Annotated in this window: 34 protein-coding genes and 1 tRNA gene; 32 read left to right on the forward strand and 3 right to left on the reverse strand. The window is 61.1% G+C overall.

The annotated features are described in order from the left end of the window. Positions 1-34: 34 nt before the first annotated feature. Positions 35-1546, reverse strand: a complete 1512-nt coding sequence (locus MEMAR_RS05665) for a TrkH family potassium uptake protein (RefSeq protein WP_011843998.1) — start codon at positions 1544-1546, stop codon at positions 35-37. A gap of 360 nt (positions 1547-1906) precedes the next feature. Here MEMAR_RS05665 and MEMAR_RS12455 point away from each other — a divergent pair, with 360 nt between their 5' ends. From MEMAR_RS12455 to MEMAR_RS05715, 11 genes are all read left to right on the forward strand, one after another. Beyond that, on the forward strand, positions 1907-4168 hold the full coding sequence (locus tag MEMAR_RS12455) for a PAS domain-containing protein (RefSeq protein ID WP_011844000.1): 2262 nt from the start codon (positions 1907-1909) through the stop codon (positions 4166-4168). A 180-nt stretch (positions 4169-4348) separates the two neighbouring features. After that, the gene (locus MEMAR_RS05675) at positions 4349-7459 is read left to right on the forward strand and encodes an Eco57I restriction-modification methylase domain-containing protein (protein WP_011844001.1); all 3111 of its coding nucleotides are present in this window, start codon (positions 4349-4351) and stop codon (positions 7457-7459) included. A gap of 62 nt (positions 7460-7521) precedes the next feature. After that, positions 7522-8487 (forward strand): hypothetical protein, encoded by a 966-nt coding sequence (locus tag MEMAR_RS05680; protein WP_011844002.1) that lies wholly within the window; start codon positions 7522-7524, stop codon positions 8485-8487. A 121-nt stretch (positions 8488-8608) separates the two neighbouring features. Next, entirely contained in the window at positions 8609-8794 is a 186-nt protein-coding gene (locus tag MEMAR_RS05685; protein WP_048063763.1) for a hypothetical protein, read from the forward strand. Positions 8795-8818: 24 nt separating this feature from the next. After that, complete coding sequence (locus MEMAR_RS05690) at positions 8819-9121, forward strand: nucleotidyltransferase family protein (protein WP_011844004.1); 303 nt, start codon at positions 8819-8821, stop codon at positions 9119-9121. A 60-nt stretch (positions 9122-9181) separates the two neighbouring features. Continuing rightward, entirely contained in the window at positions 9182-9283 is a 102-nt protein-coding gene (locus MEMAR_RS13310; protein WP_011844005.1) for a hypothetical protein, read from the forward strand. 69 nt (positions 9284-9352) lie between these two features. After that, positions 9353-9670 carry a type VII toxin-antitoxin system MntA family adenylyltransferase antitoxin gene (mntA, locus tag MEMAR_RS05695; protein ID WP_048063764.1) on the forward strand — a complete coding sequence of 106 codons (318 nt, stop codon included), beginning with the start codon at positions 9353-9355 and terminating at the stop codon, positions 9668-9670. A 23-nt stretch (positions 9671-9693) separates the two neighbouring features. Next, entirely contained in the window at positions 9694-9960 is a 267-nt protein-coding gene (locus tag MEMAR_RS05700; protein WP_235808173.1) for a HepT-like ribonuclease domain-containing protein, read from the forward strand. Positions 9961-9996: 36 nt separating this feature from the next. Next, on the forward strand, positions 9997-10179 hold the full coding sequence (locus MEMAR_RS05705) for a hypothetical protein (RefSeq protein WP_011844008.1): 183 nt from the start codon (positions 9997-9999) through the stop codon (positions 10177-10179). Continuing rightward, a complete protein-coding gene (locus MEMAR_RS12950; RefSeq protein ID WP_011844009.1) occupies positions 10179-10526 on the forward strand; it encodes a Rossmann-fold NAD(P)-binding domain-containing protein in 348 nt (115 codons plus the stop codon). The genes MEMAR_RS05705 and MEMAR_RS12950 overlap by 1 nt, the downstream gene beginning before the upstream one ends. Beyond that, positions 10526-11035 (forward strand): type II toxin-antitoxin system VapC family toxin, encoded by a 510-nt coding sequence (locus MEMAR_RS05715; RefSeq protein WP_011844010.1) that lies wholly within the window; start codon positions 10526-10528, stop codon positions 11033-11035. The genes MEMAR_RS12950 and MEMAR_RS05715 overlap by 1 nt, the downstream gene beginning before the upstream one ends. 155 nt (positions 11036-11190) lie before the next feature. On the opposite strand, the gene MEMAR_RS05720 is transcribed toward MEMAR_RS05715, so the two are convergent. Next, entirely contained in the window at positions 11191-12060 is an 870-nt protein-coding gene (locus MEMAR_RS05720; protein ID WP_011844011.1) for an HFX_2341 family transcriptional regulator domain-containing protein, read from the reverse strand. 92 nt (positions 12061-12152) lie between these two features. Between MEMAR_RS05720 and MEMAR_RS05725 the strand changes: the two genes are divergently transcribed. Together MEMAR_RS05725 and MEMAR_RS05730 are read left to right on the forward strand one after the other, a co-directional pair. Then, positions 12153-12881: a hypothetical protein gene (locus MEMAR_RS05725; protein ID WP_143706333.1), complete on the forward strand. Its 729-nt coding sequence runs from the start codon at positions 12153-12155 to the stop codon at positions 12879-12881. Between the two features lies 1 nt (position 12882). Beyond that, a complete protein-coding gene (locus MEMAR_RS05730) occupies positions 12883-14193 on the forward strand; it encodes a tetratricopeptide repeat protein (RefSeq protein ID WP_011844013.1) in 1311 nt (436 codons plus the stop codon). Between the two features lie 114 nt (positions 14194-14307). On the opposite strand, the gene MEMAR_RS05735 is transcribed toward MEMAR_RS05730, so the two are convergent. Further along, positions 14308-14392, reverse strand: a tRNA-Leu gene (locus tag MEMAR_RS05735). A 340-nt stretch (positions 14393-14732) separates the two neighbouring features. On the opposite strand from MEMAR_RS05735, the gene MEMAR_RS05740 reads away from it, so the two are divergent. From MEMAR_RS05740 to MEMAR_RS05830, 19 genes are read left to right on the forward strand one after another with little or no spacing between them, the layout of a single operon-like run. Next, positions 14733-15218 (forward strand): hypothetical protein, encoded by a 486-nt coding sequence (locus tag MEMAR_RS05740; protein ID WP_011844014.1) that lies wholly within the window; start codon positions 14733-14735, stop codon positions 15216-15218. Next, positions 15215-15457, forward strand: a complete 243-nt coding sequence (locus MEMAR_RS05745) for a DUF2109 domain-containing protein (protein ID WP_011844015.1) — start codon at positions 15215-15217, stop codon at positions 15455-15457. The genes MEMAR_RS05740 and MEMAR_RS05745 overlap by 4 nt, the downstream gene beginning before the upstream one ends. Further along, the gene (locus MEMAR_RS05750) at positions 15450-15686 is read left to right on the forward strand and encodes a DUF2108 domain-containing protein (RefSeq protein ID WP_011844016.1); all 237 of its coding nucleotides are present in this window, start codon (positions 15450-15452) and stop codon (positions 15684-15686) included. Before MEMAR_RS05745 ends, MEMAR_RS05750 begins: the two co-directional genes overlap by 8 nt. Further along, a complete protein-coding gene (locus tag MEMAR_RS05755; RefSeq protein WP_011844017.1) occupies positions 15676-15915 on the forward strand; it encodes a DUF2107 family protein in 240 nt (79 codons plus the stop codon). Before MEMAR_RS05750 ends, MEMAR_RS05755 begins: the two co-directional genes overlap by 11 nt. Further along, positions 15912-16376 carry a DUF2106 family protein gene (locus MEMAR_RS05760; RefSeq protein WP_011844018.1) on the forward strand — a complete coding sequence of 155 codons (465 nt, stop codon included), beginning with the start codon at positions 15912-15914 and terminating at the stop codon, positions 16374-16376. The genes MEMAR_RS05755 and MEMAR_RS05760 overlap by 4 nt, the downstream gene beginning before the upstream one ends. Further along, positions 16376-16978 (forward strand): EhaG family protein, encoded by a 603-nt coding sequence (locus MEMAR_RS05765; RefSeq protein WP_011844019.1) that lies wholly within the window; start codon positions 16376-16378, stop codon positions 16976-16978. Before MEMAR_RS05760 ends, MEMAR_RS05765 begins: the two co-directional genes overlap by 1 nt. Continuing rightward, entirely contained in the window at positions 16971-17639 is a 669-nt protein-coding gene (locus MEMAR_RS05770; protein WP_011844020.1) for a membrane protein, read from the forward strand. Before MEMAR_RS05765 ends, MEMAR_RS05770 begins: the two co-directional genes overlap by 8 nt. A gap of 6 nt (positions 17640-17645) precedes the next feature. After that, on the forward strand, positions 17646-17849 hold the full coding sequence (locus MEMAR_RS05775; RefSeq protein ID WP_011844021.1) for a hypothetical protein: 204 nt from the start codon (positions 17646-17648) through the stop codon (positions 17847-17849). Position 17850: 1 nt separating this feature from the next. After that, positions 17851-18696: a respiratory chain complex I subunit 1 family protein gene (locus tag MEMAR_RS05780; RefSeq protein ID WP_011844022.1), complete on the forward strand. Its 846-nt coding sequence runs from the start codon at positions 17851-17853 to the stop codon at positions 18694-18696. Then, a complete protein-coding gene (locus MEMAR_RS05785; RefSeq protein WP_011844023.1) occupies positions 18693-18944 on the forward strand; it encodes a hypothetical protein in 252 nt (83 codons plus the stop codon). The genes MEMAR_RS05780 and MEMAR_RS05785 overlap by 4 nt, the downstream gene beginning before the upstream one ends. Beyond that, positions 18941-19324 (forward strand): DUF1959 family protein, encoded by a 384-nt coding sequence (locus MEMAR_RS05790; RefSeq protein WP_011844024.1) that lies wholly within the window; start codon positions 18941-18943, stop codon positions 19322-19324. The genes MEMAR_RS05785 and MEMAR_RS05790 overlap by 4 nt, the downstream gene beginning before the upstream one ends. Further along, on the forward strand, positions 19321-19776 hold the full coding sequence (locus MEMAR_RS05795; protein WP_011844025.1) for an NADH-quinone oxidoreductase subunit B family protein: 456 nt from the start codon (positions 19321-19323) through the stop codon (positions 19774-19776). Before MEMAR_RS05790 ends, MEMAR_RS05795 begins: the two co-directional genes overlap by 4 nt. Then, on the forward strand, positions 19773-20861 hold the full coding sequence (locus tag MEMAR_RS05800; RefSeq protein ID WP_011844026.1) for a hydrogenase large subunit: 1089 nt from the start codon (positions 19773-19775) through the stop codon (positions 20859-20861). Before MEMAR_RS05795 ends, MEMAR_RS05800 begins: the two co-directional genes overlap by 4 nt. Before the next feature lie 4 nt (positions 20862-20865). Next, on the forward strand, positions 20866-21474 hold the full coding sequence (locus MEMAR_RS05805; RefSeq protein ID WP_011844027.1) for a 4Fe-4S dicluster domain-containing protein: 609 nt from the start codon (positions 20866-20868) through the stop codon (positions 21472-21474). After that, positions 21471-21860 carry a molybdopterin dinucleotide binding domain-containing protein gene (locus MEMAR_RS05810; RefSeq protein WP_011844028.1) on the forward strand — a complete coding sequence of 130 codons (390 nt, stop codon included), beginning with the start codon at positions 21471-21473 and terminating at the stop codon, positions 21858-21860. Before MEMAR_RS05805 ends, MEMAR_RS05810 begins: the two co-directional genes overlap by 4 nt. Beyond that, positions 21850-23139, forward strand: coding sequence for a formylmethanofuran dehydrogenase subunit B (locus MEMAR_RS05815; RefSeq protein WP_011844029.1), 1290 nt, complete (start codon positions 21850-21852; stop codon positions 23137-23139). Before MEMAR_RS05810 ends, MEMAR_RS05815 begins: the two co-directional genes overlap by 11 nt. Next, positions 23136-24836: a formylmethanofuran dehydrogenase subunit A gene (locus tag MEMAR_RS05820; RefSeq protein ID WP_011844030.1), complete on the forward strand. Its 1701-nt coding sequence runs from the start codon at positions 23136-23138 to the stop codon at positions 24834-24836. The genes MEMAR_RS05815 and MEMAR_RS05820 overlap by 4 nt, the downstream gene beginning before the upstream one ends. Then, positions 24833-25600, forward strand: coding sequence for a formylmethanofuran dehydrogenase subunit C (locus MEMAR_RS05825; RefSeq protein WP_011844031.1), 768 nt, complete (start codon positions 24833-24835; stop codon positions 25598-25600). The genes MEMAR_RS05820 and MEMAR_RS05825 overlap by 4 nt, the downstream gene beginning before the upstream one ends. Next, positions 25600-25749, forward strand: a complete 150-nt coding sequence (locus tag MEMAR_RS05830; RefSeq protein ID WP_048063768.1) for a DNA helicase PriA — start codon at positions 25600-25602, stop codon at positions 25747-25749. The genes MEMAR_RS05825 and MEMAR_RS05830 overlap by 1 nt, the downstream gene beginning before the upstream one ends. Position 25750: the final 1 nt, after the last annotated feature.

The following is a 25750-nucleotide window of genomic DNA, read 5'->3' on the forward strand; positions in this document are numbered from 1 at the left end:
CCCGGGAACTGCAATCTTCATGGAACCTCGCGATCTACAGCCTCCGCGCCGCCCCGAAGACAAGAGCGATGACCGGAACGATCTCAAGCCTCCCTGCCCACATGACGATGATAAAAAGCCATTTTGCCGCGGGGGAGATCCCGGGGTTCACGAACCCGGTGCTGAGTCCGACGCTGGATGCGGCGGAGACGACCTCGAAGATGATGTCGGCGGAGTCGAATCCGTCCTGCGGGGCGAGGTGGAGCAGGAGGAGGGTGGCGATCGCGACCGTCAGGGCGAAGAGGACGACGACGAGCATGCTCTTCGAGACCTCGTACTCCGGGAGGTGTTCGAGGATCGCCCGCCCGTCGTGCCGGAGCGGGGTGATCGCCCGCCAGCCGGTATGCAGCCTCTTAAACCACCACCGGAGCGTCTCGAGACCGAGGGTGACCCGGCCGAGTTTGATCCCGCCGGCGGTGCTCCCGGCCGATCCGCCGACGAACATCAGCGCGGCGAGAATCATCACCGTCGAGCCGTACCAGTTCCGCGGGTCTGCGTTCTGGAACCCGGTGCAGGTGATGCCGCTCACGGTCATGAAGATCCCCTCCCGGAGGGCCTCGGCGGGCGGGAGGGCCGAGACGGTTGCGAGGTCGAGGGTGACGGCGGCGCACCCGGCAATGATGAGGGCGAAGAGGAGGATCGCCTGCCGGTCGGAGAAGAACTGGAACCTCTTCTTGTAGTACAGGAGGAAGTAGAGTTTGAACGGCAGCGCTCCGGCGATCATGACCGGGACGACGAGCATCTCGAGCAGCGGGCTGTCGTAGTAGAGGATGCCGGCCGAATGCACCGCGAATCCGCCGGTCGATATCGCCGTCATGACGATGTTTACGGCGTCCCAGAGGGGTATGCCCGAGAGGAGGACGAGCCCGATGCCGAGGGCGGTGAGCACCAGGTAGATCCGCCACATCTCGACGGCCGTGGTCACGACGCCCGGCATGAACGTCTCGGACCGGCCTTCCGAGCGGTAGAGCCGGAACCGGGTCAGGCCCGATCTGCCCGCGAGAGCGATGGTGAACGCAACGATCCCGAGCCCGCCCATCCACTGGGTCAGCGACCGCCAGAAGAGGATCGTCTTCGGCGTGGCGTCGACCGACGGGAGGAGGGAGAACCCCGTGCCCGTCCAGCCCGACATCGCCTCGAAGACGCTGTCGGTGTAGGGGAGGTTGAGGCCGAACGTGTAGGGGAGTGCGCCGATAAGGGCGGCGGCAAGCCAGATCAGGGCGACCGCCGAGAGGGCGACGGAGAGGCGTGCTTCTCCCTCCACCTTCGGGACGCCGGCAAGCCATACACCGACGATGCCGAATCCCGCCGGCGCCGAGGCCATGGGGAGAAGGATGCTCTCTTCGCCGTACCAGAGGGCGACCAGAAACGGTGAGCAGGAGACCAGCGCGATGAAGAGGAATATGAGCCCGATGTCGGGAGCTATGATCGCGAACTGGCTGTGTGCCGCCGGCAATGCCTTTCTGCCGGGATGCTCCGGGAAGAAGTGGTTTTTGCGATGGTGCATTCTCGCACCCGGTGCGGGGTTCTCCCGCCGCATCACGGAGGTACGCGTATCGGTTATCTACATTGTGGTCGTCTACCGCGGTTGTACTCCACCCGCGCTCAACCCCCGGTTAAGGATTGCGATGCCAACCCCTTTTATCTGATTAAAAATATATTGATGTCTGCATTGTTCGTCCCGGCGGTTGACGGTTCGACGGCTCGTACCCGCGCCGCGCCGATCAAACCGTCCGGGAGACGCCGTCCACCCGGCGAATCCGGTCAAAGAGCGCTCGCAGCCATTTGGAACGCGGGGGTGCGCCTGCCGGGCGAGCACGAAAAGCGGGATGGTATCCGGGTGCCGGAACCGTTTCCGGGGTGAAATATGGAGAAACTGCGAGACGAATTACCGGGGAACCTTCTGGAGATACTGCAGGACGCTGCTCCCGTCCTCGACCGCCGGTCGCGGGAGAGGCTGGCGGCGGGCATCGAGGCCCTGATCGACGAGAACCGTGATCTTGCCGTCCGTGCCGCCCGCGCAGGGCTGGAGCGCGATGCCCTTCTTGCCGCCGTCGGCAGGCAGGGGATCGTCTACGACGCCGGCGGCGGGGTGGTCGCGGCGGGCCCGGGCGAGGAGGATCGAATTGCCCGGGCGCTCCTCGGGAGGCTGGACGTATCGCTCGGGTACCCCGGCGGCGAACCGGTTCCTCCCGGCGAACTCCCCGGGCACCGGGCGCTCAGGGGAGAGAGGCTTGCATCCTGCCGCTACACCATCCACGATCCCGGCGGGGAAGATCTTCATGCCGTCGTATCCGCCTCGCCGATCATCATGGACGGGGCCGTCTCCGGCGCCACTGTCACCTGGCAGGACGTCACCGGAGAGGAGCAGGCATGCCGCCGCCTCGCGGAGGCGAACACCCTGCTCGAGGGGCTCTTCGAGAACCTCGGCGATATCGTCGGCGTCCAGCGGCCGGACAGGACGATCCTGCGCTACAATCGCGCCGGCTACGAGATGCTCGGGATGACGCCGGAGGAGGTGGCGGGGCGGAAGTGCTACGACCTCCTCGGGAGGACGTCGCCCTGCACGGTCTGTGCGACGGAGCTTGCGGTCGCGAGCAGGAAGCGGGAGGTCGTGGAGAAGTTCGTGCCCGAACTCGGGCGGTACCTGGAGTGCCGCTCAAGCCCGATCCTGGATGAGAAGGGCGAGGTGGCGTTCATCGTCGAGCAGCTCTACGACATCACCGACCGGAGGCGTGCCGAGGACGAACTCCGGGAGAGCGAGGCGACGGCCCGGGCGCTCCTGAACGCCCCGAGCGAGATGATCGTCCTCCTCGACAGGGATGGCAGGCTCCTCGACACCAACGAGATGACGACACGGCGGTTTGCGCGCAGCCGGGAGGATCTCATCGGCCGGAACATACTCCAGTTCTTCGCGCCGGATGCGGCGGCGGTGTACGCGGCACGCCTCAGGGATGTCGTCGCGTCGGGCCGACCTGCACGGTTCGAGGACGCATGGGATGGGCGGCTGTACGACGTCGTCCTCTACCCGGCCGCCGACGAGCAGGGCAACGTCATCCGGGTTGCGGCGGTTGCACGGGACGTCACCGGGAAGAAGCGGGGGGAGGATGCCCTGCGGAGGCGGACGCACGACCTGAACGAGCGGGTGAAGGAACTCTCGATCCTGTATGAGATATCCCGGATCATCGAGCGGCGATCGGAGCCTTCGCTCAACGAGGTCTTCCGTGAAGTCGTCCGGGTTCTCCCCTCCGGCTGGGAGTACCCGGAGGATACCGTCGCGAGGATCACGGTGCACGGGCATCGGTTTGCGACGGAACGCTTCGCGGAGACGCCCTGGCGGCAGGTATCTCCTGTCGTCGTCCGCGGGGAGACGGTCGGGATGGTGGAGGTCTGTTACCTCCACGAGAGGCCGGAGAGGGACGAAGGCCCGTTCCTCGCCGAAGAGCGGGCGCTGCTCGATATCGTTGCCGGACGGCTCGGAAGCATGATTGAGCGGTTCCAGGCATGGGACTCCCTCGAGAAGAGCGAGTCGCAGTTCCGGGAGATCATGCAGCAGAGTTTCGATATGATCTACACCTGCTACAACGAGGGCGGGATCGCCTACATCTCCCCGGCGGTGAACCGCATCCTCGGCTACACGCCCGATGAGATCATCGGCAGGAGGTGCCGGGACTTCGTCGTCCCCGGGTCGCTCCCCGCCTGGGAGGAGGGGCGAACGAAGATTGCCCGGGGCGAGCCGGTCGAGGGGCTCGAGATTGAGTTCCACCGGAAAGACGGATCGGCGGCCTGCCTCGAACTGAACGAGTCCCCGATCGTCCGCGACCGGTCGGTGATCGGGGTGCACGTTGTCGGCAGGGACATCACCGAGCGGAAACAGAACGAACAACTCCGGCAGCATGCGTTCGAGCAGATCGAACGGAACATCGAGCAGTTCGCGATCCTCGGCGACCATATCCGCCAGCCGCTCCAGGTGATCCTCGGGATGAGCGAACTCCTCGATGAACAGAAGGCCACGGGGAGGATCCGCGAGCAGGTCCACCGGATCAACAGTTACATCACGGATCTCGACCGGGGCTGGATCGAGTCGAGGCAGGTTCGGGAGTTTTTGCGGCGGCACGAGCTGGCGTGAGGGGGGGATTCTCCCCGAGCCTCCCGGCCGTTGCGATATGTTTCAGCCGGACGGAGCCCTGCACGAGCAGGGAGAGCGGAACCGTGCGGGCCGAGATGTTCTCTCTTCAGGCGGCCGGCGAACTGCGTGAATAAATGGAAACCCTAATGGCTGCCTCCTTTCTATATTCCATTGATCGCCATGCCCGCTCCCCCCGAAATAGTCGATCTGGTCAAGCGGTTCGACCAGTATTATGCAAAGTATACGTCACAGTCCTACAACGAGTTCCAGGTCAGAAAAGAGTTCATCGATCCTTTCTTCGAGGCGCTCGGCTGGGACGTGAACAACCGCTCGGGGCTCGATGAGCGCTACAAAGACGTGATCCACGAGGACACCGTCAGGGTGGAGAAGTCCACCAAAGCGCCGGACTACTCGTTCCGGATCGGCGGCATGCGCAAGTTCTTCGTCGAGGCGAAGAAACCCGCCGTGAATCTCAAGGAGAACCCGGAGCCAGCCTACCAGGTGCGTCGGTATGCCTGGAGCGCGAAACTGCCGGTCAGCCTGCTCACGGACTTCGAGGAGTTCATCATCTACGACTGTACGGCGAAACCCTCACCGAAGGATAAGGCGTCGGTGAAGAGGATCGGTTACTACCGCTACACCGACTATGTCGAGAAATGGGACGAGATTGCGGCGATCTTCTCCAAGCAGGGCATCCTGACCGGGGGGTATGACGACTACGTCGATAACCTGAAACAGAAGAAGGGCGGAAAGGGCACCGCCGGCATCGACGATGCTTTCCTCGCGGAGATCGAGGGGTGGCGTGATATTCTCGCGAAGAACATCGCGCTCCGGAACAAGGATCTCTCGGTCAGGGAATTGAACGCAGCGGTCCAGAAGACGATCGACCGGATCATCTTCCTCAGAATCTGCGAAGACCGCGGGATCGAGGAGTACGGGCAGCTGAAGAGAATCGCCGCCGGGAAAGATGTCTATGAGCAGTTGAAATTGCTCTTCCGGTATGCAGACGACCGGTACAACTCCGGGCTGTTTCACTTCTCCGGGGAAGCCGGCCGGGGAGAAGAGCCGGACAACCTGACGCTCTCCCTTGCCATCGACGACAAGGTGCTCAAGCAGATCATCAGCCACCTCTACTACCCGGACTCGCCATATGAGTTCTCGGTTTTCCCGGCGGACATCCTCGGCCAGGTCTACGAGCAGTTCCTCGGGAAGGTCATCCGCCTGACGGCCGGGCACCAGGCGAAGGTCGAGGAGAAGCCGGAGGTGAAGAAGGCGGGCGGGGTCTTCTACACGCCGACCTACATCGTAGAGTATATCGTGAAGCAGACCGTCGGGAACCTGGTCGAGGGGAAGGATCCGAAGGCGGTCGCAGGCCTCCACGTCCTCGACCCGGCCTGCGGTTCGGGGTCGTTCCTCCTCGGCGCCTACCAGTACCTCCTCGACTGGCACCTTGCGTGGTACATGGACAACCTGGTCCCGCTGCTCGCGAGCGGGAAGAAGATGACCGATCCGGCGGTGCTGGAACTTCTGCCGGCCAGGCCTGCGCCGGTGAAGAACGGCCGCGGTAAGAAGAAGCGGGGGGACGAGTACATCCTTCCGGTCTACCAGGTGACCGATACCGACTGGCGGCTGACGACGGAGGAGAAGAAGCGGATTCTCTTAAACAACATCTACGGTGTGGACATCGACCCGCAGGCAGTGGAGGTGACGAAACTCTCGCTCCTCCTGAAGGTGCTCGAGGGCGAGAAGTCCGAGCGGATAGGCAAGCAGCTGACGATCACCGAGGAGCGGGTGCTTCCCTCCCTCCATGAGAATATCAAGTGCGGGAACTCGCTCGTTGGTCCCGACATCTACAATGATGTGCAGATGACCCTCGACGACGAGGATGCGATCTTCCGGATCAATGCGTTCGACTGGAACCAGGCCTTCCCGTCTATTCTGCAGGCGGGTGGGTTTGATGCGGTGATCGGGAACCCGCCGTATGTGCGCCAGGAGATCCTCGGGCGGGAGTTCAAGGACTACGCGAAAAAGCATTACGCGGTCTACCACGGCGTTGCCGACCTCTACACCTACTTTATCGAGAAGGGGGTTTCGCTCCTCCGCCCGGGCGGGCAGTTCGCCTACATCGTGGCGAACAAGTGGATGCGGGCGAACTACGGGAAACCTCTCCGGCAGTGGCTGAAAGAGCAGCGCATCGAGGAGATCATGGATTTCGGCGATCTTCCCGTGTTTGAGAGCGCAACAACCTATCCCTGCATCCTCCGGATCGGGGCCGGATCTCCCTGCGAGTGGTTCGATGCTGTGCAGGTGGAAAACCTTGATTATCCGGACCTCACCGACTACGTGAAGGCTCATGCGTATCCGGTAAACCTGACGTATCTCGATGAGGAGGGGTGGTCTCTGGCCGACGAGAAGACGCAGGCGCTTCTTCTGAAGATCAGGGCCGCCGGGGTTCCTCTGGGGACGTATGTGGATGGGAAGATCTATAGGGGTATCCTGACCGGACTGAACGAGGCTTTCGTGATCGACGAGGCGACGAGAGGGCGGTTGATCGCCGAAGACCCCCGGAGCGCGGAGGTTATCAAGCCGTTTCTCGCTGGCCGAGATGTCAAGCGATATCAACCATTAGAGTTGAGCAAATATCTCATCTTTACGCGGCGTGGAATTAACATCGATAGTTACCCCGCGATTGGAAGGTATCTGAAACAGTATAAAGAAAAACTCATACCCCGGCCAAGAGATTGGCCGTCAGATAAACCATGGCTGGGTAGAAAAGCAGGTTCCTATCAATGGTATGAGGTTCAGGACTCAATTGATTACTATCTGGAATTTGAAAAGCCAAAGATCATCGTTCCCGCAATAGTTCAGAGGGGGTCATACACGTATGATGAAAGGTCAATCTACTCCAACGATAAGACATCCATAATCCCATGCACTGACATCTATCTACTTGGCATACTCAATTCAAAAGTTGCTGACTTTGTTGTCCATCTCATCTCCTCGACGAAGCAAGGAGGCTATTACGAGTATAAACCGATGTATATCTCTCAGATCCCAATCCACCCCATCGACCCCTCCGACCCCGCCGACGTCGCCCGCCACGACCGCATGGTCGCCCTCGTCGAGAAGATGCTCGACCTGAACAGGCGCCTCGCGGCGGCGAAGGCCCCGCATGAGAAGGAGGTGCTCGCCGGGATGATTGACGCGACCGACCGGGAGATCGATAGGCTGGTGTACGAGTTGTACGGGCTGACTGAGGAGGAGATCGCGGTTGTGGAGGGGGTTGTGTAGCCAGACAGCGGCTACATGAATATGGTGCTGATTGATGTCTCCTTCAAGAAGAGGTCAGTTATATGAGTAACATTGACGGCAAAGGGTATGAAAAGTCGATACTGGAACTTCGGAGTAGAAGGCAATTACACTCTATAGTTGAAGAAAGATTGACGTACCTGTTAAGAAAGGTCATTCCCGAAGAAGCTTTTGTACCCGAGATCTATGGTGTACCTGGCGGACGCCATGATTTGATGGCTTTCTCTTTCAACGGCAGAAGGATCGTTTTTGAGTTGTTCTTTTCTCCCTCCCAAGTTTCTCAAGATCTACGGCTTCTTGAACAGTCAACAGCGGAAAAAAAGATTGCAATTCTGTTAGATTATGAAGTGGATCCAAGACTCAGCAACGAATATTTTAGGAAGAAGCCAGATTCGTTTCCGTTCATATGGCTAAAATGGGTAATGGAACCAGATTTCGAGAAAATCTGTATTCAAAGGCTCAGAGAGATTATCGATGACAAAGCAATTATCAATCAATTACGGTACCTCCTTGAAAGCCCCATTGGCGAACGTATAGAAAAGCACTTTCGCAAGCAGCTCAATGAAATTAATAGAATTTTCGGGGCAGAGAGGAAGTCAACCGAACCAATAAAAGATCTAACCCCCACTAAACTTGCGTCCTTACGTATTATTGGCGAATTTAGAAAAAGTGGCATCCCTCTGGAAAAATTAAGGTCGCTTTATGCTTGGTTGTTGGAGGCAATGCCTTATGCGTTCACGATAGTCGGAAGCGGCTTTCAGGCATTCCTTATAACAGACCTCAATGGTCGTCATGCAATTTGGAGCGATGGAGACTTGGCAGATGATCTTATCCTTTCTCCTGATGTTAGTAAACGACCAAACGTTGTTTTATGTTTGAACGACATTATTAATGATATATTCGAGAAGGTCGGGTTTGAAAGGCGGGAGATTCAGTGGCATTTTTTCCATACTTACTTGGAATTCAGTGAAAATGATAGTGTCCCGTTTGATATTACCAATAAAATGTAGCAAAACAGCGTAAGAACTAATCTTGCGAGGAACTGACCCTCCCTCCGCTTGCGGTGTCTGCATGGGAGTGAAAAGCTCTTAGTTTTCCCTGACGGTAAAGGTGATCCATGGAGTGGGGGCAATGCCGGTAGAAGTCGACGGAAGACTGATCGACGACACGACAATCCAGCTCGACCGACCCCTGAAACCCGGGGAAGAGCGAGTGGTGGTCAGGTTGAGGAAACACCCTAAAAAAACGACAAAACTTCATGCTCCTGAAGAATACGTCCTGAAACTGGCCGAGAAAGACCTTGAAGAGCTGTACTGATACGTATATCGGAGATGATACGGCATGCTTACGGCTGACGGCATTCTCGGTGCGCTGGCGGAACACCGCGAACGGATCAGGAGCCTGGGCGTTCGGCAGATCGGGGTCTTCGGGTCGTTTGCCCGGGACGAGGGGCATGAAGAGAGCGATATCGATATTCTCATCGAGTTCGAGGAAGGGGGGCGTTCTTTTGACACGTATATGGACCTCAAGTTCTTCCTCGAAGATCTCTTCGGGAGGAGAGTCGACCTCGTCGACCGCGATGCCATAAAACCGGCTCTCGCACCACATATCCTCAGAAGTGTTCGGTATGTCCCGGGAATATAACCTCTACCTCCACGATCAACCTTCGAGGCTATCAGGAGAATTGACCGATACACCCGGGGAATGGACTACGAGGAGTTCCTGGCGGACGACCTGGTACAGGACGGAGTGATCCGGAACCTCATGGTCTCCCCCGGAGAGCCGCTTTGCCCCTCAAAAGACTGATACGGGTGAGCGTCATACTAACCAGTATAGATACGGGTGGGCAGAGTGGCAGGACGCACATTAACCAGGATGGCACGCGAGACTATCATCGCGATACTCACCCGAAACGATGCCGAGTGGATCGCGGTCTTCGGCTCCTATGCACGGGGATCCGCCAACCCGTCGAGCGATATCGATATCCTTGTCCGGTTCGCCCGCAAAAAAAGCCTTTTTTCGCTTGTCCGGATCGAGGACGAGCTTGCCCGGGCTCTGTGCATGAAGGTGGATCTCGTCACCGAGAACGCCGTGAGCCCGTACCTTGCCGATGCAATCTACCGTGACGCCGTGGTGATCTATGACGCCGGAGGACTTCCGCATATCTTCACCACATCCTTGATGCCATACTGAGCATCGAGGAGTTCTCCGAAGGCATCGGATCGGCGGAGGATCTCCGGAACCGCCGGCTGGAGCGTGCCGGGATCGAGCGCATGCTGACCATCATCGGCGAGGCGGCAAAGATGGCATCGCCGGAGTTGCGCAGGGAGTACCCGGAGATCCCCTGGAGGGAGGCTGCGGGGATGCGGGATAAGATCGTCCACCATTACTTCGGCGTGGATTACGAAGCGGTGTTCCTGACCCTGCGCGATGATCTTCCGGTTCTTAAGCGAGAAATCCAGTCGATTCTTAACGAAGCCTAACGTTAGTTACGCTGTTTCTCACCCCGTCGTGACCGCATGGTCGCCCTCGTCGAGAAGATGCTCGACCTGAACAGGCGCCTCGCGGCGGCGAAGGCCCCGCACGAGAAGGAGGTGCTCGCCGGGATGATCTATGCGACCGACCGGCAGATCGATAGGCTGGTGTATGAGTTGTACGGGCTCATGGAGGAGGAGATCGCGGTTGTGGAGGGGGCGGCCTGATGCAGGAGCCAGTCCTCCTGCATGAGGAAGCTGGCGCAGGGCTTCACCACGGTCGCCACGCATCCCATCCATCACCCGTACCGGCCGCATCAATCCCCGCACACAGGAGCGAAGAACCTTTAATTTTCCCGGCGGCAATAGTGATCCATGGAGTGGGGACAATGCCGGTAGAAGTCGACGGAAGACTGATCGACGACACGACAATCCAGCTCGACCGACCCCTGAAACCCGGGGAAGAGCGAGTGGTAGTCAGGTTGAGGAAACACCCTAAAAAAATGACAAAACTCTATGCTCCTGAAGAATACATCCTGAAACTGGCCGAGAAAGACCTTGAAGAGCTGTACTGATGAACATAGCTGATCTGGAAGAGGGAACGGTGTTTCTTGACACCAACATCCTCCTCTACGCCTATACCACTACGCGGTTCTCTCTATCGTGTGAGAGGCTTCTTGAAAAGATACAGGCAGGGGATATTACGGGATATATCAACGCCACTGTCTTGGACGAATTCTTCCACAAAGCCCTCCTCACGGAGTTATATACGGAGAAGCATCTCTCGCCACGGGAAGCGATTGCTTACATCAAGAAATACCCTGAGATCTTACTCGATCTGAACACTCCATACGTCATGGCCAGAGAGATACTGGAAGAGTACAATCTCACGGTCCTTGAAACCTCGAATCTTCCGGGCGATGCGCTCCTGATCTCGCAACGGTATGGACTGCTCTTCTCTGATGCTCTGCATGCTGCGTCTGCACGCAATCACCACATTGACTATTTCGCCACGAATGACCGGGATTTCGACCGGGTAGATTTTCTCACCCTGGCGCGTCCTTCTGCTGAACCAATATCCTGACCGCCCGCGCCGGTCACACCCGTCTCGTGAAAGAAAGGCCCTCCTCCGGCAAGGATGGAACGACCGAGAAGGAACTCGTTATTCACCCTCCGCCGGGCACCTCCATCAACGGGCCACACGAAATACAGAGGAAACCGCCATCCATCTATCCCAGTTTATTCGACGTTCCCCTCAAGCAGACCGCTCACACAGGCAATGTACTTCCCGGCATCGGTGATGTGAACAGAAAATCGCCTGCCGGTCCAGATGCGCGTGATGTAGCCTGTGGCTTCCAGTTTATGCAGGTATTTTCGGTTCGTCCTGTTGAGGAGTTCCCGGTTCTTCGGCCCTGAACTGTATTCGCCAGGTTTGTTCCTCTTTTCCGGCGGCAATTCGCCGTACCCTTCAAATCCTTTCTTGTGGCAAAAGTCGAAGAGACCCTCGCTGGTCATCCCCTGCCCCCGCCGGTAGAGTTCGCACAGCAGCAACTGGCACTCGGCATCCGGCATCATGATGGAGAAGTTGTACAGCGGTTCAACCCGCCCGGTCTCCACGATACTCAGACCGTGGTTCACCTCGAGCGCGGCATCACCACCCGTTGCATAGCGATCCGCATGCACGTAGTACGCCGTAACCCCGTGCACCATCGCCGCCATGGTGACGGCCACCGACGTCATCCTGCCGCAGGCCGACATATTGATCAGGACGTCGTTCCCCTGCCGCTTCTCTCTCACGATCAGGGAGGAGACGACCCGGAGCACATCAAGGATGTCGAACATATTGCAGTAGGTGACCTCGGGGTGGACACCCGCCGCCAGCAGCCCCTCACAGACCCTCTTCGTGTAGTGCCGCTGCTTCTCCAGCATCTGCTCGTCCAGATCGGCGTTGTCCGGAACCACGATGACGTATGCACGCTCGGCCCGGTATGTATTGAACGGCTTTACGGCCCGGTCGATCTCGTGGCCGAGCGGGATCAGGTGAACCCGCTCGTTCAGGCCATCGGCCCTGGCAGGCTGAATGGGATCAAGAGTTTTCACAATATTCACAATAGTCACGTGAATTTTTTAATGGTTTCCCTGTGCGTATACAACAATGGGACAGGGCGATGGGGGAGCCCTGCTCGCACGAGGGATCAGAAATGAATGACCAGACACTTAAACCATCGATAAAAAACCGGATCAGCGACCTGATCGCGACCTGCGATTTTGCAGAACTCTACCGCAAGTATGCATGGAAGCGGGATGTGTGGCAGAATGGATTCCCCGACATCTGCCGGCTTGAGCGTGGGACCGGTGACGCCGCAAGGGCCGGAACGCTCTCTGAGGAACACCTGAAAGCGATCGCGCGGTGGGGCGGGCTGCCGGGCATCGAGCGGATCCGGGCGCTTGCTCCGATCCGGATCGCCCTCTTTGAGGACGGAAAGGTTGCCCGATGGGTACGGGAGAACCCGGAGAACGCCATTCGTGTACTTGGCGACCAGATCCGGGGGTTTGGCCCCACCTATACCAGCAACCTCCTGCGGTTCGCAGCGCCGGAACTTTTCGGAGCGATCGACACCCGGATCGTCCGGGCCTTCGGTGCGGGGGACACCGGCCACCTGCACCTCCTTGACCTGATCGCGACACCCGTTGATGGGCGCTGGGCGATCCTCTCCGGCCAACAGGGCTGGCCGGGAGAATACGGCACGTGGACCGCCATCCTGTCCTACACAGCAGCAGAGCTCAATGCAGCAGGCCAACCGTGCCCGCACCCGGAGGCGTTCATCAGTGCAGGTCTTCGCGAGCGCGGGATCTGGCTGGACGCCGATGTGGAGATGGCATTCTTTAATTATGCCTCGGGAAAAATCCAGAACATAAGGAGGGATTGAAATGGACACCCCTGAAGACCGCTCACGGCAAGCGAACGAGCTGAGGAAGAGCGGGAGATGCAAAGATGCTCTGGAGATCTATCGTGATCTCTGGGACGGTCAGTATTACAACGAATATACTGCTGCGGGCCTGTTGCACTGTCTCCGGAAACTGCACCGCCTCGACGAGGCGATGACCTTCGCCGACGATATCGCCGCGCGTTACCCCGATCACAACTGGGTAAACCTGGAGGTCGCGTGGGCATACGCCGACTATGTCAAGGGAATGGCAGAGAACGGGGCGTCTGTCCCGGTGCTCCATGCCTGCGGAGAGAAGGCTCTCTCCAGAAACCCACCACCACAGGCGGTGAGCCATATCGCCTTCGCCATCATGAGACCGGCAAAAGATGCCAAAGACTGGCATACGCTGGCGGCATGGACGTCGCGGGTCGATCCGTTGCTGCTCAGCCCAACGGGGATGAAGCTCCCCGACGGAAAAGAAGGCTGGAGTTACCTTGCCCGCTGGTATCACTACCGGAACATGGGGCTCATCGGAACGGGGCGCGCGCAAGACGCCCTTCCTTTTTGCCGTGAAGCGATTGAGAGGTTCCCCAATCAGTACAAATTCTTTGCATACGATCTCGCCAGGGCATATGCAGGCATCGGCGAGTACGAAAAGGCGGCAGAGACGTTTGACGAACTCTGCCGGAATGTCCGGCCGGACTTCTACCACCTCTTCGAGTATGGGAAGGTCGTCCACCAGCTCGGCCGTCCGGAAGAGGCGCTGACACTGATGACCCGGGCCGCGAAGGCAGGGCAGCGCCCGGAGTTCATGGTCGGATACTTTATGGAGATGGGTGACATCTTCAAGCAGGTCGGTCGCCTGGACGCGGCCCGCGACCACTATACGCTGGTGACAGCCCTGCGGATGCGGATGTCATGGTCCATTCCTCCTGAATTGCAGCAGCGCCTCGATGAGAACGCCATCTCTTCGATCGAGGACTCCGTTGAGGAACTCACCTATCGGTGCAGCCGCCACTGGAGCAGCTGCGAAACCGGGCAGAGTCCCCTGACGGCGCAGCATGAGCGGGAAAAGCCGCTTGCGGAGGGGGTAGTTGGCAGGATCTTTCTCGGGCATCCGGACCGCGAGTACTTCTTCATCAACCCGCCGGACGCTGACGGATACATCGGGTTCAAGAAAGAGCTCACCTGGGCACCGGAGGACCGGAGCAAGGTTGTATTCGACGTTGTTCCGTCGTTTAACCGGAAGAAGAACGAGTGGGCTGCAAAGGCAGTGAACGTCCGGCCGAAGGACGATACTGGAGCACGATAGGGTGAAGATTCGGGTAGGATGCAAACGACGCAGGAGCGAGAGCGCGTGAAGAGAGGCGCGGCCGGCATACAATCCGGGGACAACGCATGCGTATGTGATGTACAAAGACGGTAATGCGGGGGAAGGGATTCGAACCCTTGAACTCCTTCGAGACTGGACCCTAAATCCAGCGCCTTTGACCTGGCTCGGCAACCCCCGCCTGCATATAGTGTCGGCGCCGGGAGCATTATAATTGCTCCCCGCCGCCGGTACGGGGGTCCGCCGCCGGGCGCACGATCTGCGGCACCCCCCCCGCGCCCGGCACCGGTCCGACCCCCCCGGATCTTGTGTTATCCGCGATCTGAGGCACAGGGCGGCCCCGAGGGCATCCGTGGAAAAATATATGGTTTATAATATTCATTACACAACATACAAAATTAACCGGTGGCTGTCATGCCGGAGGCACGCCTGAGGCGCATTCGGGTCGAATAACGCCCGAAATGTTAACAACAAAACCTTTATTGAATAGATTGACCGTATTTTCCAGTAGTTGAGTGATAATGCTGGGTGAGATCCTCCATATCCTGGCGGCGGCCGCTGTCAGCTGGATTCTCTTCGTTACCGTCGATATTCTCTTCAAATTGCCGGAAGCGGGGGGCGTCAGCGGAGCGTCGGCTATCGCGCGGGATATCGAGGCCGGCGGCGGCGCTCTCGCCGGCGGCACCATGATGGGGAACATCGTCTGCTCCCCCGACGCCTCGGCCGGGACGCTCCTTGCCGCATGCGGCGTCTACGTCGCCGGCATCCCCGGCGGGCTCGTCGCGGCCGCGCTCGTCTTCATCGGCAACCGCATCTGCCACGACCCCGGCTATGCCGGAACCACCGGCGCGGTCCTCGCCACGTTCGTCGTCTACGGCTTCACGCTGGTCGGGTTCGCCGCAACGGACTTCATCGCGGGCATGGTGATCGCCATCCTCACCATCCAGGGGCTCTCCCACGCCCACGCGAGCCGGCTTCTCGCACGGCTCTGGAGGGTCAGAGAGTGATCGCGATCTACATCGTCGCCGCTCTGGCGGTCTTTGCCGCGATCAGGGCCACCGTCGAGAAGAACACGGGGAGAAAACTCCCCTACGTCAACGTCATGAACTTCGCTATCGCCGGGACGGTCGTCCTGCTGCTCGACCACCCGCTCGCCCTCGTCGCGGCTGCGGCCTACTTCGTCGGCTCCACGCTCGAGGCGAACGCCATAGCGAGCACCTACGCGGGGGGTGAGCGGCGTGGATGACCTCCTCGTCCTCCTCTTCGCGGCCGTGGCGCTCATCGGGGCGGTGAGCGCCCACCTCCAGCGGGACCGCTTCGGCAAGCTGATCGCCGTCGGGATCGTCTTCGGCGGCATCGCGCCGTTCATCGCCGCCCGCGGCTACCTGGACGTCCTCATCGCCGTTAGCCTGATCGTCCCCGTCACCACGATCATCATACTGCTGATCTGCAGGAGGGATGCCAATGATGCCTGAGTTCGTCCTCGGCTGCATCATCCTCATCATCGGGGTGATCGCCGCCGGGTTCCCGCGCCCGATGACCTATCTCGGGAGGCTGATCAGCCTCGAGATCCCCGCGTTCGGCCTCCTCCTGATCATGCTCGCCTACGACGAGATGCTCGCCCTGCTGACGTTCATCGGGGTCACGGCGATCTCGACCTTCGTCCTCGTCCGGGCGATCGAACGCAAGGAGGCAGCAGAATGACGCCGAACCGGTCGATCATCACCCGGATATCGGCGATAATCTCACGGGTCGAGAACCTCACCTCGCTCTACGCGCTCCTCGCGATCGTCGTCGTCGTGCTCGGCCTCGTCAGCCTGCCGTTCATCGCCTACCACGACGACCAGCTCTACGAAAAGACCCTCGACCCGGCAAGCACCCTCGACCCCTACGACCGGGGCGGCGTGCCCTTCGGGACGACCCCCGTGAAGGCCCAGTACCCGGAGAACTCGCCCTACGCCGGATACGTGACGGCCTACCTGACCCCGTTCAGCCAGTGGCTTGCCGACACCACCCACCATATGGGAACGACGATCGTCGCTCACCCGGGCGGCATCATCGACGAGATCCTCTACAACACCCGGGGGCTGGATACCGTCGTCGAGACGAGCATCCTTTTCGTGGCGTTCGGGATCGCGAGTTACCTCTTCAGGAGGGATGACTGATGGATATCGCCTACCCGGTCGGCCTCGTCGTCGTCGCGGCCTCGATCGTCATTGGGTTTACCGCCCTCGTCCGGGAGAAGGACGACCTGCACCGGATCCTCCTCACCGACCTCGCGGAGATCCTCGCCCTCGTCCTGATCGCGCTCGTCGCCACCGACCTCGCCGAGGCGCTCATCCTCCCCGGGCTCGTCGTCGGGATATCCGAACTGATGGCCGTCTCGGAGGTCTACATCGCGAAGGAAGGGCTCCGGGCGCCGACGGGGCCGCCGTTCCGGATCGAGGTGATGGACAGCGCTCCGGGCATCCTCGCGCTGATCCTGGTCGCCTACGGCATCGTCCTCTCGGGGTTCACCGGCGGAGCGATCGCCGCGGTCGGCGCGGTCTTCTACTTCATGTGCCGGGGGCACGCCGAGCAGTTCGAGTTGATCGAGACCGTGAGCGGCTACGCATGGGCGTTCTGGATAGGAGCGTTCTTCATCTTCATGTTCCTCCCTGCGTACTGGTTCTTCGGGGTGATGATCGCCGGAGGGGCGATCCTCATCAAAGTGATGGCGAAGATGTCCCTTGTCGGGACGATGCGGCGGGGTGGTCCGGATGTTTGATCTCCCCACGGCGAACATCGGCGGGCCGGACCTCTTCGTACTGGAGTTCGGCGACATCGTCGCCTACTTCAGCCCCTACACCGCGGCGCTCTTCGTCTTCGCGCTCATCTTCACGGTTCTCGTCATCGTGAGCCGCCCGGAGCGTCAGGTGGACATCGCGTTCGGCGGCGACGCCTACTACACGAAGGTGGTCGACCCGGACCTCCTGCGGTTCCAGCGGTTCATGGCGATCGCCTGCGGGCTCGCTACGCTCGGGGCGGTGGTGACCGGGGACGTCTTCAACTTCACCCTCTTCGCCTCGATGGTGGGGATCACGAACATCGGCATCGTCGCGGCCTACCGGAACCGGCACGTCTTAAACGCCGCGTTCCAGTACGGCATCGTCGCGATGCTCGCCACCGTCCCGCTCTTCGGGGGCGCGGCGATCGTCCTCGCCGGCACCGGCACGCTGAGCATGTGGGAACTCTTCGGCGGCGCGATGGCGGTACCCCTCATCGCGAAGGCGTTCCTGGTCCTCGGCGTCATGGGGGAGGGGATGGCGCCGTTCTACATTGCAAAGGCGGAGATCACGAGGGCGCAGGGAGCGCCGTTCATCCTGATGGTTCACGTCAGTTCGCTCCTCCTCTTCCTGCGCGTAACGGAGATCGTCATATCGATGTGATTGGCCATGAAGAAACAGACATCACTGGTCATTGGACTTGCGGCGGGCGGCATCGCGGTAGCAGCCGGGCTCCTTGCCGCTCTCGGCCACCTCCCGGTATGGGCTGCCGAACTCGTCGCGGTCGTCATGTTCCCTGCCTTCGTCATCTTCATCGCACTGTGGTGGAACGCAAAACCCGGAGAAGAAGATATCCCGTTCATAGGATACTGACATGATCGAATACCTGCTCTTTGCCACCTTCATCGGCCTGCTCTTCCACGGCATCCACCGGAAAGTCATCGCGAGAGTCCAGGGACGCCCCGGACCGCCGATCTGGCAGGAGATCCTGCACACCCTGAAGTTCTCCTTCAAGGAGACCTGGATACCAAAGACGGCCAGCCAGACGCTCTTTGTGGGGATCGTCTTCGTCGCCATCGCCATCTGGAGCGGAGCCCTCTTCATCCTCCTCTCGGGAGGGAGCATCCTCCTCCTCTTTGCGGTCTACCTTCTCCACAAGATCGTGGAGCACGGGATGGGGCTCTCGACAGGCTCGCCCTACACGAAGTTCGGGGCTATCCGGTCGGTCATATCGGCGGCGTCGGAGCTCCCGCTCCTCGTCACCGTCGTCGCGATCTACTTCTTCACCCACTCGCTCTCGATCGCGGATATCGCGGCCTACCAGGAGGTTCACGGCCCGCTCCTCATCCTCGCGTTCCCGGCGGCCGTGGCGATGTACCTCGTGATCCTCTCCAAGATGCACTACGGCCCGTTCTCGATCATCGAGGCGAAGGAGATCGTGAGCGGGAACATGACCGAACACTTCGGGGTCTGGCGCGCCGGGCTCGAGGTGGCGTACGCCCTCAAGACCTACGTGCTCCTCTACGCGTTCGTCCTCATCTTCATCGGGGCTCTGCCGCTCTGGCTGACGCTGCTCGTGATGCTCCTCGTCCTGGTATCGCTCTCGTTCGTCTGCGCCGTCACTCCCATGCTCTCGCCCTACGACACCGTGACGATACAGACCCTGGTGACGGGAGCGCTCGTCATCTACATCGTCATCCTCGGGGTGGTCATGGGATGAACGCGCTGCGGCTCCTGATCACGGCGGGGGCGGCCTTCTACGTCGTGGTGTTCCTCGTCCAGGTCGCCCGGGACGCGAGCGTGGCCGGCCAGGCACTGGCGGGAGTCGTCCTGCTCGCCGTCGTTGCGGGCCTCACCTGGATGCACGACGAACTCGCCCTGAACCGCTACGAGGTAGCGCTGCTCTGGGTGATGGTGCTCGGGTTCCCCGCCTACGCGGCGGCGATTGCTCTGGGGGTGCTCGCGTGAAGTACCTCTACGAAAAAGACCTCCGGCAGATGAAGTACAACATCCTGACGAGCACGAAGCACGACGAGGCCGTCCGGGCGATCGCAGAGCGGCTCGGGATGAGCGATGCGAAACTCCGCATGGTGCTGATCCGGCGGTTCGATATGTCCCTGCTCGAGAACCTCGAATCCCGGTGGCAGATGGGGCAGCGGCACGCGGACGACGGCGATCCGGTGGCGGAAGAACTCGGTTACGAACTCTTCACCCGGTTCATACCCCTCGTGGATACGGAAACGATGCAGACGATTTACAGTGACGCAACAGCAATGACCAGAGAGATGCCCTTTGAAGAGGCGATCGCGAGAGGAAAAGAACGGCTCAGGGAGGCGATCCGCTCATGAGCATCCTCCAGAAGATCAAGAACACCGTCCGCTCAAGATCGATCCACGTCAGTTACGTCGACGTCGGGTCGTGCAACGGCTGCGACATCGAGGTGCTCGCCTGCCTTGCGCCGCGCTACGACATCGAGCAGTACGGGATCTACGTCCACAACAACCCCCGGGAGGCCGACGTCCTCCTGGTGATCGGTTCGGTCACCCCCCAGTGGGTGGACAAACTCCGCGACATCTGGGACAAGATCCCGGAGCCGAAGGTGGCCGTTGCCATCGGCAACTGCCCCATATCGGGATGCGTCTATGCCCGAAGAGGTACCTTGACGAGCCCGCCCGTCGAGAAGTACATACCGATAGCTGCACAGGTGCCGGGCTGCCCGCCCCGCCCTACGGAGATCTTGAACGCCATACTCTCGGTCGCGCCGCTGATATTCAAGGATTACGAGGAGAAACAGCCATGAAGAAGACCGTCGACGTCTCCATCCCGCTCGGCCCGATGCACCCCTGCTGGAAGGAGCCCGTCCGCCTCAAGTGCGAGACGGCGGGCGAGCGGGTGCTCAAGACCGAGCTGGAACTCGGTTACATGAAGAAGGGGATCGAGCGGATCATGCGAGGGCGGCCCTGGCAGGAGGTGATGTTTCTCGCCGAACGGGTCTGCGGCATCTGCTCGGTCGTCCACAACATGGTCTTCATCGAGACGATGGAGGAGATCAGTGATATCCCGGTTCCGCCGCGTGCGGCCTACCTCCGGGTCGTCGTCAACGAACTCGACCGGATGGCAAGCCACATCCTCGCGAACTTCTCCTACTGCTACACGATCGAGCACGAGACGCTCGCGATGTACCTCTTAAACATCCGGGAGACGGTGCTCGACAACCTGGAGCGGATCACGGGCTCGAGGATCAACACCGCCTACATGATCCCGGGCGGCGTCCGGTTCGATCTCCTGCCGGAGGACGCCGCGGCGCTGCTCGCCGATCTCGCGAAGGTGGAGGAGGAGATGAAGCGCTACGTCCGGATCTTCGAGACCGGCCCGCTGATTGCGCTCAGGAGCAAGGGGATCGGGTACATGAGCCGGGAAGAGGCGATCCGCGCCCACACCGTCGGCCCCACCGCCCGGGCGAGCGGTGTCGAGGACTCCGACCTCCGCCTCCGTCACCCGACCTACCGCGAACTCGGGTTTACCCAGATAACCCGGACGGAGGGCGACAACTTCGCCCGGGTCATGGTCCGGTTCCAGGAGGTCTTCCAGAGCATCGACCTGATAAGGAAATGCGTGGAGACCCTCCCTGAAGGCCCCATCCGGGGCGGCGGCCTCTGCAAGGCAGGCGAGGCCTCGTATGCCGGCGAGGCTCCCCGGGGCGAGTTGACCTACACCATCAAGACCGACGAATACGGCAGGGTGGTCGATATAGCAATCAGAACGCCGTCGATCATGAACATCGAGGCCTGCGCCCACTCGATGATCGTCGACGCCGCGTCGATCGCGGACGTGACGTCGACGTTCATCAGCAGCGACCCCTGCATCGCGTGCAACGAGAGGTGAAGAAATGCGATCGTTCGTCTACTACGTGCGGGAGTTCCTCAGGCCGGAATGGATCCGGAAGTTCTTCTTCGCCCGGACCGCGCCGCTCGAGACCCCCTCCTACTTCAAGGGCTACCCGACCCGGACGGAGAAGGAGTGCACGGGGTGCTTCACCTGCATGATGATCTGCCCCGCACCCGGGGCGATCGCGGTCCTCCGCAAGAAGGACGAATGGGAGCCGGAGGTCTACCCCGGCCACTGCATCCGGTGCGGTCTCTGCGTCGAGGCGTGCCCGGAAGGGGTTCTCTCGAGCGGCCGGATCCTCGACGTCACCCGGCGCGACAGGACGGCGTTCGCCTCGTGGTATCACCTGGAGGTCGACGACACCCTCTGCATGCGGTGCGGGAACTGCTGCGTCTCCTGCCCGGTCAACCGGGAGATCGACCCCCAGCTCGCGGGATCCGGGACGTCCGCGAGCGACGAGGTGATCATGCGGATCGAGGGCGGCCGGGTGCGGATCCTCCATATGGAGAAGTGCACCGGGTGCACGACCTGCGAGACCCAGTGCCCGAACCGTGCGATCCGGGTCGCCCGCATGGTGGAAGGGGTGCACCTACCGGAGGCGGAGGCATGACCTACCTCATGCTCACGGGGCGGACGGTGAACCAGGGTGTGACCGTCGAGAACAAGACCTCCGCCGAATACGCGGCCGAGACCTCGACCTGCTTCATGCACGAGTTCGACATGATGGAACTCGGGCTCGACGACGGGGATACCATCCGGGTGACCGGGCCGTGCGGAGAGGTCGTCATGCGGGCGGCGGCGTCGCCGGAAGTGGAGATGGGCACCGTCTTCGTCCCCTACGGGCCCTACGCAAACCACATCGTCGCTGCCGGCACCTGCTCCACCGGGATGCCGGACTTCAAGTCCCACAAGGTGGAGATCGAACCGACCGACGAAGAGCCGAAACTGGTTCACGAGCTGATGGAAGACCTGGGAGGCCTTGCTTATGATCGTTAAGGACGCGGTCTGCCCATTCTGCGGATGCCTCTGCGACGACATCGAGGTGGAAGTCGAAGAGGGCAGGGTGGTCGCCGTGACGAATGCCTGCGAGCTCGGGACGACGAAGTTCATGGGCGAGAAGAGGATGAAGAACCCGATCCTGCGCGACGGGGATCGGTGGAAGGATATCACCTACGACGAGGCCGTCCGCTACGCCGCCGACATGCTTCTCGAGGCCGAGCGGCCGCTCATGTACGGGTGGAGCGGCACCCACGGGGAGGCGCAGTGCGTGGGGGTGCACATGGCCGAACTCATCCGGGGCGTGATCGACAACACCTCCTCGGTCTGCCACGGCCCCTCGATCCTCGCCATCCAGGAGGTCGGGCACCCGGGATGCACGCTCGGGGTGGTGAAGAACCGGGCGGATCTCGTCATCTACTGGGGATCGAATCCGATCGACGCCCATCCCCGCCACCTCTCCCGCTACACCCGCTACGCGGAAGGGTTCTTCCTCGAGAACGCGTTCCGCGACCGGACGGTGATCGTCGTCGACGTCCGGAAGACCGAGACCGCGAACATCGCCGACGAGTTCGTCCAGATCAAGCCCGGCGGGGACTACGCGGTCCTCTCGGCGCTCCGGGCGATCGTCCAGGGGAAGGCGGACACGATCCCGCGGACGGTCGCGGGCGTCACCCGGGAGCAGCTCGTCCGGGTGGCAAACCTCTGCAAGAACGCAAAGTTCGGGGCGGTCTACTTCGGGCTCGGGCTCACGATGACGCAGGGGAAGTACAAGAACATCAGGAACGCCATCGAACTCGTCTCGGAACTGAGCCGGCACACGAAGTTCACCATCTCGGCGATGCGGGGCCACTACAACGTCTACGGTTCGAACGAAGTGAACACCTGGATGACCGGCTACCCCTTCGGGATCGACTTCTCGCGCGGGATCGCCTTCTATAACCCCGGGGAGACGACGGCGGTGGATATCCTGGCCCGGAAAGAGTGCGACGCGGCGCTGGTCGTCGGGAGCGACCCGGCCGCCCACTTCCCGCGGAAGTGTCTCGAACACCTCGCCGAGATCCCGGTCGTCCAGCTCGATCCCTACCCGAACGCCACCACCGCGTTCTGCACCGTCCAGATACCGGTGGCGGTGACCGGGATCGACGCGGAAGGAACGGCCTACCGGATGGACGGGGTGCCGATCCGGACGAGGAAAGTCATCTCCAGCGACTACCCGTCCGATGAGGAGATCCTCGCCCGGATGTACGCCCTGATGCAGGAGGCGCGGGAACGATGACCGAACTCCTGGTGAAGAACGCCTGCGTTATCGATCCGCTCCGCGGGATCAACGGCGAAACGATGGATATCGCCATCCGCGACGGCAAGATCGTCGAGGAGGTGAGCGATGCCGCAGAGGTGATCGACGCCCGCGGGATGCTCACCATGCCGGGAGGGATCGATTCGCACACCCATATCTGCGGGACGAAGGTGAACTTTGGGCGGTACATGAGCCCGGAGGATATGCGGGCGGGCAGAACACCCCGGCGGGGGGCGATGCACGCCACGTCCGGCTACAGTGTCCCGACCACCTACGGCAACAGCTACCGCTACAGCGTGATGGGCTACACCACCCTGCTCGAGGGCGCGATGGCGCCGCTCGAGGCCCGCCATACCCACGAGGAGTTCACCTACACGCCGCTGCAGGACACGATGGCGAACACCCTCTTCGACGGGAACTGGGGGGTCATGGAGGCGATTCGCGACGGCGACATAAAACGGGTCGCCGCCATCATCGCCTGGACGCTCAAGGCGGTGAAGGGGTTCGGCATCAAACTCACGAACCCCGGCGGCACCGAGGCCTGGCAGTGGGGCAAGAACGTCTCGTGCATCAGGGATCCGGTACCCTACTTCGAGGTGACGCCCGCGGAGATCATCCGGTCGGTCGTCGAGGCGAACGAACTCCTCCACCTCCCGCACTCCGTCCACCTCCACTGCAACAACCTCGGAACCCCCGGGAACTACTCCTGCACGCTCGGGTCGTTCGGCCTCATCCCCGACCTGAACGAGAAGCGGCAGACACTGTATGCGACCCACGTCCAGTTCCACGCCTACGGCGGGTCGGACTGGAAGGACTTCTGCTCGAAGAGCGAGCCGATTGCGAACTTCGTCAGCATGCGCCCGCAGATCGTCATGGATATGGGGCAGGTGATGTTCGGCCGGACGACGACGATGACCGCCGACGGGCCGATGGAGTTCAACCTCTACCGCCTCCACCACGAGAAGTGGAGCAACCACGACGTGGAGCTCGAGACGGGTTCGGGGATCATCCCGGTCATCTACCGGCGCAAGAACCTGGTCAACTCGATCATGTGGGCGATCGGCCTCGAACTCGCACTCCTCACGAAGAGCCCCTGGCAGTGCCTGCTGACGACGGACAACCCAAACGGTGCGCCGTTCGTCAAATACCCGGAGATCATCGGCCTCCTGATGAGCAAGCGGTACCGGGACGCCGAGTTCGCCACGATCCATCCCGATACCGAGTCACGGGTACCCCTCCCGGCGATCGAGCGCGAACTGGACTGGCACGAGATCGCGGTGATGACCCGGGCAGGTCAGGCAAGGGCGCTCGGCATCCAGGATCTCGGGAAAGGGCATCTCGGCCCGGGCGCCGATGCGGACGTCGCCATCTATCCCCTTAAGATCGACGAGGTCGATCCGTCGGCCGAATACCAGAGGGTGATCGACGGGTTCAGCCGGACCGAATATACGATCAAGCGGGGCAGGGTCGTTGCCCGGCGCGGCGAGTGTCTGGTTCACGGGAGCAACGCCACGTTCTGGGTCGCGCCGAAGGTTCCGGAGAACTACGATATGGGGAAGGATCCGGACTTCATCGAGAAGTTCGACCGTTACTACACCGTCCGGATGAGCAACTACCCGGTACAGAAGGAGTACCTGGCCCGGAACCGGTGTATCGAGACGGAGGTGGAATTATGAAGGTCACGCTTGCGATGAAACCCGCGGCGAAATGGTTCATCCCGATCGAGGCGGAGTCGATCGTCCCGAAGAACTTCCTTTCCGGTACCGATCTCCTGGTCTGGCGGGGGAACCGGGAGCTCCGGCTCGACGAGGTCTTCTCGGTCTCGGTGGAGGGCGATGCCGACCGCTCAGAGGACGTCGAGGTCGTCCTCTCGGGGGACACGTTCCGGTTGAAAAGGGTCGGCGAGTACATGGACGGAGGCACGATCACCGTCCTCGGCGGCATCGGGATGCACTGCGGCAACTTCATGAGCGGCGGGACGATCGAGATCCACGGGAACGCCGACGGCTGGCTCGGCCGGGAGATGGCGGGAGGAACCATCGTCTGCCGGAGCGACGCCGCCGATTACTGCGCATCGGGCTACCGCGGGGGCCGGAAAGGGATGACCGGCGGCACCGTGGAGGTCTTCGGCCGCGCCGGGGATTTCCTCGCGGAGAGCATCGCCGGCGGCACGGTGATCGTCCACGGCGATGCCGGGGATATGACCGGGGCGGAGATGCGCGGCGGCACGCTCGTCGTCCACGGAGACTGCAGTCGTCCGGGCGCGAACATGAAAGGGGGCTCCTGCTACGTCTACGGCACCGCGCAGGGGATGATCCCCACCTTCAGGAAGATCGGGACGGTTCAGCACGAAGGGCGCGCGCTTATCCGGTTTTCCGGCGATCTTGCGAACCGCGGGAAAGGAAACCTTTTTGTGAAGGGCTACGAATATCTGGACTGATGGTCAGGCACGAGTGTGGGTTCGAGGCCCCGATCCACTGCAAACGGTGCGGGAGGCCGCTGGAGAACAACGAGCGGACGGGCCTTTACTGCCCGCACTGCGGAAGAAGAGTGAGCATGCTCTGCCCGGGCTGCGGGCGTCTCTGGTGAC

The organism is Methanoculleus marisnigri JR1 (assembly GCF_000015825.1).
In the GTDB taxonomy this organism is placed as follows: domain Archaea; phylum Halobacteriota; class Methanomicrobia; order Methanomicrobiales; family Methanoculleaceae; genus Methanoculleus; species Methanoculleus marisnigri.

Bases quoted from the DNA above. Each gene is read 5' to 3' on its own strand.
- MEMAR_RS05805 (WP_011844027.1), top strand. From the start codon at position 20,866: ATGCGATCGTTCGTCTACTACGTGCGGGAGTTCCTCAGGCCGGAATGG.
- MEMAR_RS05755 (WP_011844017.1), top strand. From the start codon at position 15,676: ATGATGCCTGAGTTCGTCCTCGGCTGCATCATCCTCATCATCGGGGTG.
- MEMAR_RS05810 (WP_011844028.1), top strand. From the start codon at position 21,471: ATGACCTACCTCATGCTCACGGGGCGGACGGTGAACCAGGGTGTGACC.
- MEMAR_RS05825 (WP_011844031.1), top strand. From the start codon at position 24,833: ATGAAGGTCACGCTTGCGATGAAACCCGCGGCGAAATGGTTCATCCCG.
- MEMAR_RS05690 (WP_011844004.1), top strand. From the start codon at position 8,819: ATGCTTACGGCTGACGGCATTCTCGGTGCGCTGGCGGAACACCGCGAA.
- MEMAR_RS13310 (WP_011844005.1), top strand. From the start codon at position 9,182: ATGGACTACGAGGAGTTCCTGGCGGACGACCTGGTACAGGACGGAGTG.
- MEMAR_RS05705 (WP_011844008.1), top strand. From the start codon at position 9,997: ATGGTCGCCCTCGTCGAGAAGATGCTCGACCTGAACAGGCGCCTCGCG.
- MEMAR_RS05680 (WP_011844002.1), top strand. From the start codon at position 7,522: ATGAGTAACATTGACGGCAAAGGGTATGAAAAGTCGATACTGGAACTT.
- MEMAR_RS05830 (WP_048063768.1), top strand. From the start codon at position 25,600: ATGGTCAGGCACGAGTGTGGGTTCGAGGCCCCGATCCACTGCAAACGG.
- MEMAR_RS05715 (WP_011844010.1), top strand. From the start codon at position 10,526: ATGAACATAGCTGATCTGGAAGAGGGAACGGTGTTTCTTGACACCAAC.
- MEMAR_RS05820 (WP_011844030.1), top strand. From the start codon at position 23,136: ATGACCGAACTCCTGGTGAAGAACGCCTGCGTTATCGATCCGCTCCGC.
- MEMAR_RS05675 (WP_011844001.1), top strand. From the start codon at position 4,349: ATGCCCGCTCCCCCCGAAATAGTCGATCTGGTCAAGCGGTTCGACCAG.
- MEMAR_RS05815 (WP_011844029.1), top strand. From the start codon at position 21,850: ATGATCGTTAAGGACGCGGTCTGCCCATTCTGCGGATGCCTCTGCGAC.
- MEMAR_RS05770 (WP_011844020.1), top strand. From the start codon at position 16,971: ATGTTTGATCTCCCCACGGCGAACATCGGCGGGCCGGACCTCTTCGTA.
- MEMAR_RS05685 (WP_048063763.1), top strand. From the start codon at position 8,609: ATGCCGGTAGAAGTCGACGGAAGACTGATCGACGACACGACAATCCAG.
- MEMAR_RS05760 (WP_011844018.1), top strand. From the start codon at position 15,912: ATGACGCCGAACCGGTCGATCATCACCCGGATATCGGCGATAATCTCA.
- MEMAR_RS05795 (WP_011844025.1), top strand. From the start codon at position 19,321: ATGAGCATCCTCCAGAAGATCAAGAACACCGTCCGCTCAAGATCGATC.
- MEMAR_RS05780 (WP_011844022.1), top strand. From the start codon at position 17,851: ATGATCGAATACCTGCTCTTTGCCACCTTCATCGGCCTGCTCTTCCAC.
- mntA (WP_048063764.1), top strand. From the start codon at position 9,353: ATGGCACGCGAGACTATCATCGCGATACTCACCCGAAACGATGCCGAG.
- MEMAR_RS12950 (WP_011844009.1), top strand. From the start codon at position 10,179: ATGCAGGAGCCAGTCCTCCTGCATGAGGAAGCTGGCGCAGGGCTTCAC.
- MEMAR_RS05665 (WP_011843998.1), bottom strand. From the start codon at position 1,546: ATGCACCATCGCAAAAACCACTTCTTCCCGGAGCATCCCGGCAGAAAG.
- MEMAR_RS05765 (WP_011844019.1), top strand. From the start codon at position 16,376: ATGGATATCGCCTACCCGGTCGGCCTCGTCGTCGTCGCGGCCTCGATC.
- MEMAR_RS12455 (WP_011844000.1), top strand. From the start codon at position 1,907: ATGGAGAAACTGCGAGACGAATTACCGGGGAACCTTCTGGAGATACTG.
- MEMAR_RS05725 (WP_143706333.1), top strand. From the start codon at position 12,153: ATGAATGACCAGACACTTAAACCATCGATAAAAAACCGGATCAGCGAC.
- MEMAR_RS05775 (WP_011844021.1), top strand. From the start codon at position 17,646: ATGAAGAAACAGACATCACTGGTCATTGGACTTGCGGCGGGCGGCATC.
- MEMAR_RS05740 (WP_011844014.1), top strand. From the start codon at position 14,733: ATGCTGGGTGAGATCCTCCATATCCTGGCGGCGGCCGCTGTCAGCTGG.
- MEMAR_RS05800 (WP_011844026.1), top strand. From the start codon at position 19,773: ATGAAGAAGACCGTCGACGTCTCCATCCCGCTCGGCCCGATGCACCCC.
- MEMAR_RS05785 (WP_011844023.1), top strand. From the start codon at position 18,693: ATGAACGCGCTGCGGCTCCTGATCACGGCGGGGGCGGCCTTCTACGTC.
- MEMAR_RS05730 (WP_011844013.1), top strand. From the start codon at position 12,883: ATGGACACCCCTGAAGACCGCTCACGGCAAGCGAACGAGCTGAGGAAG.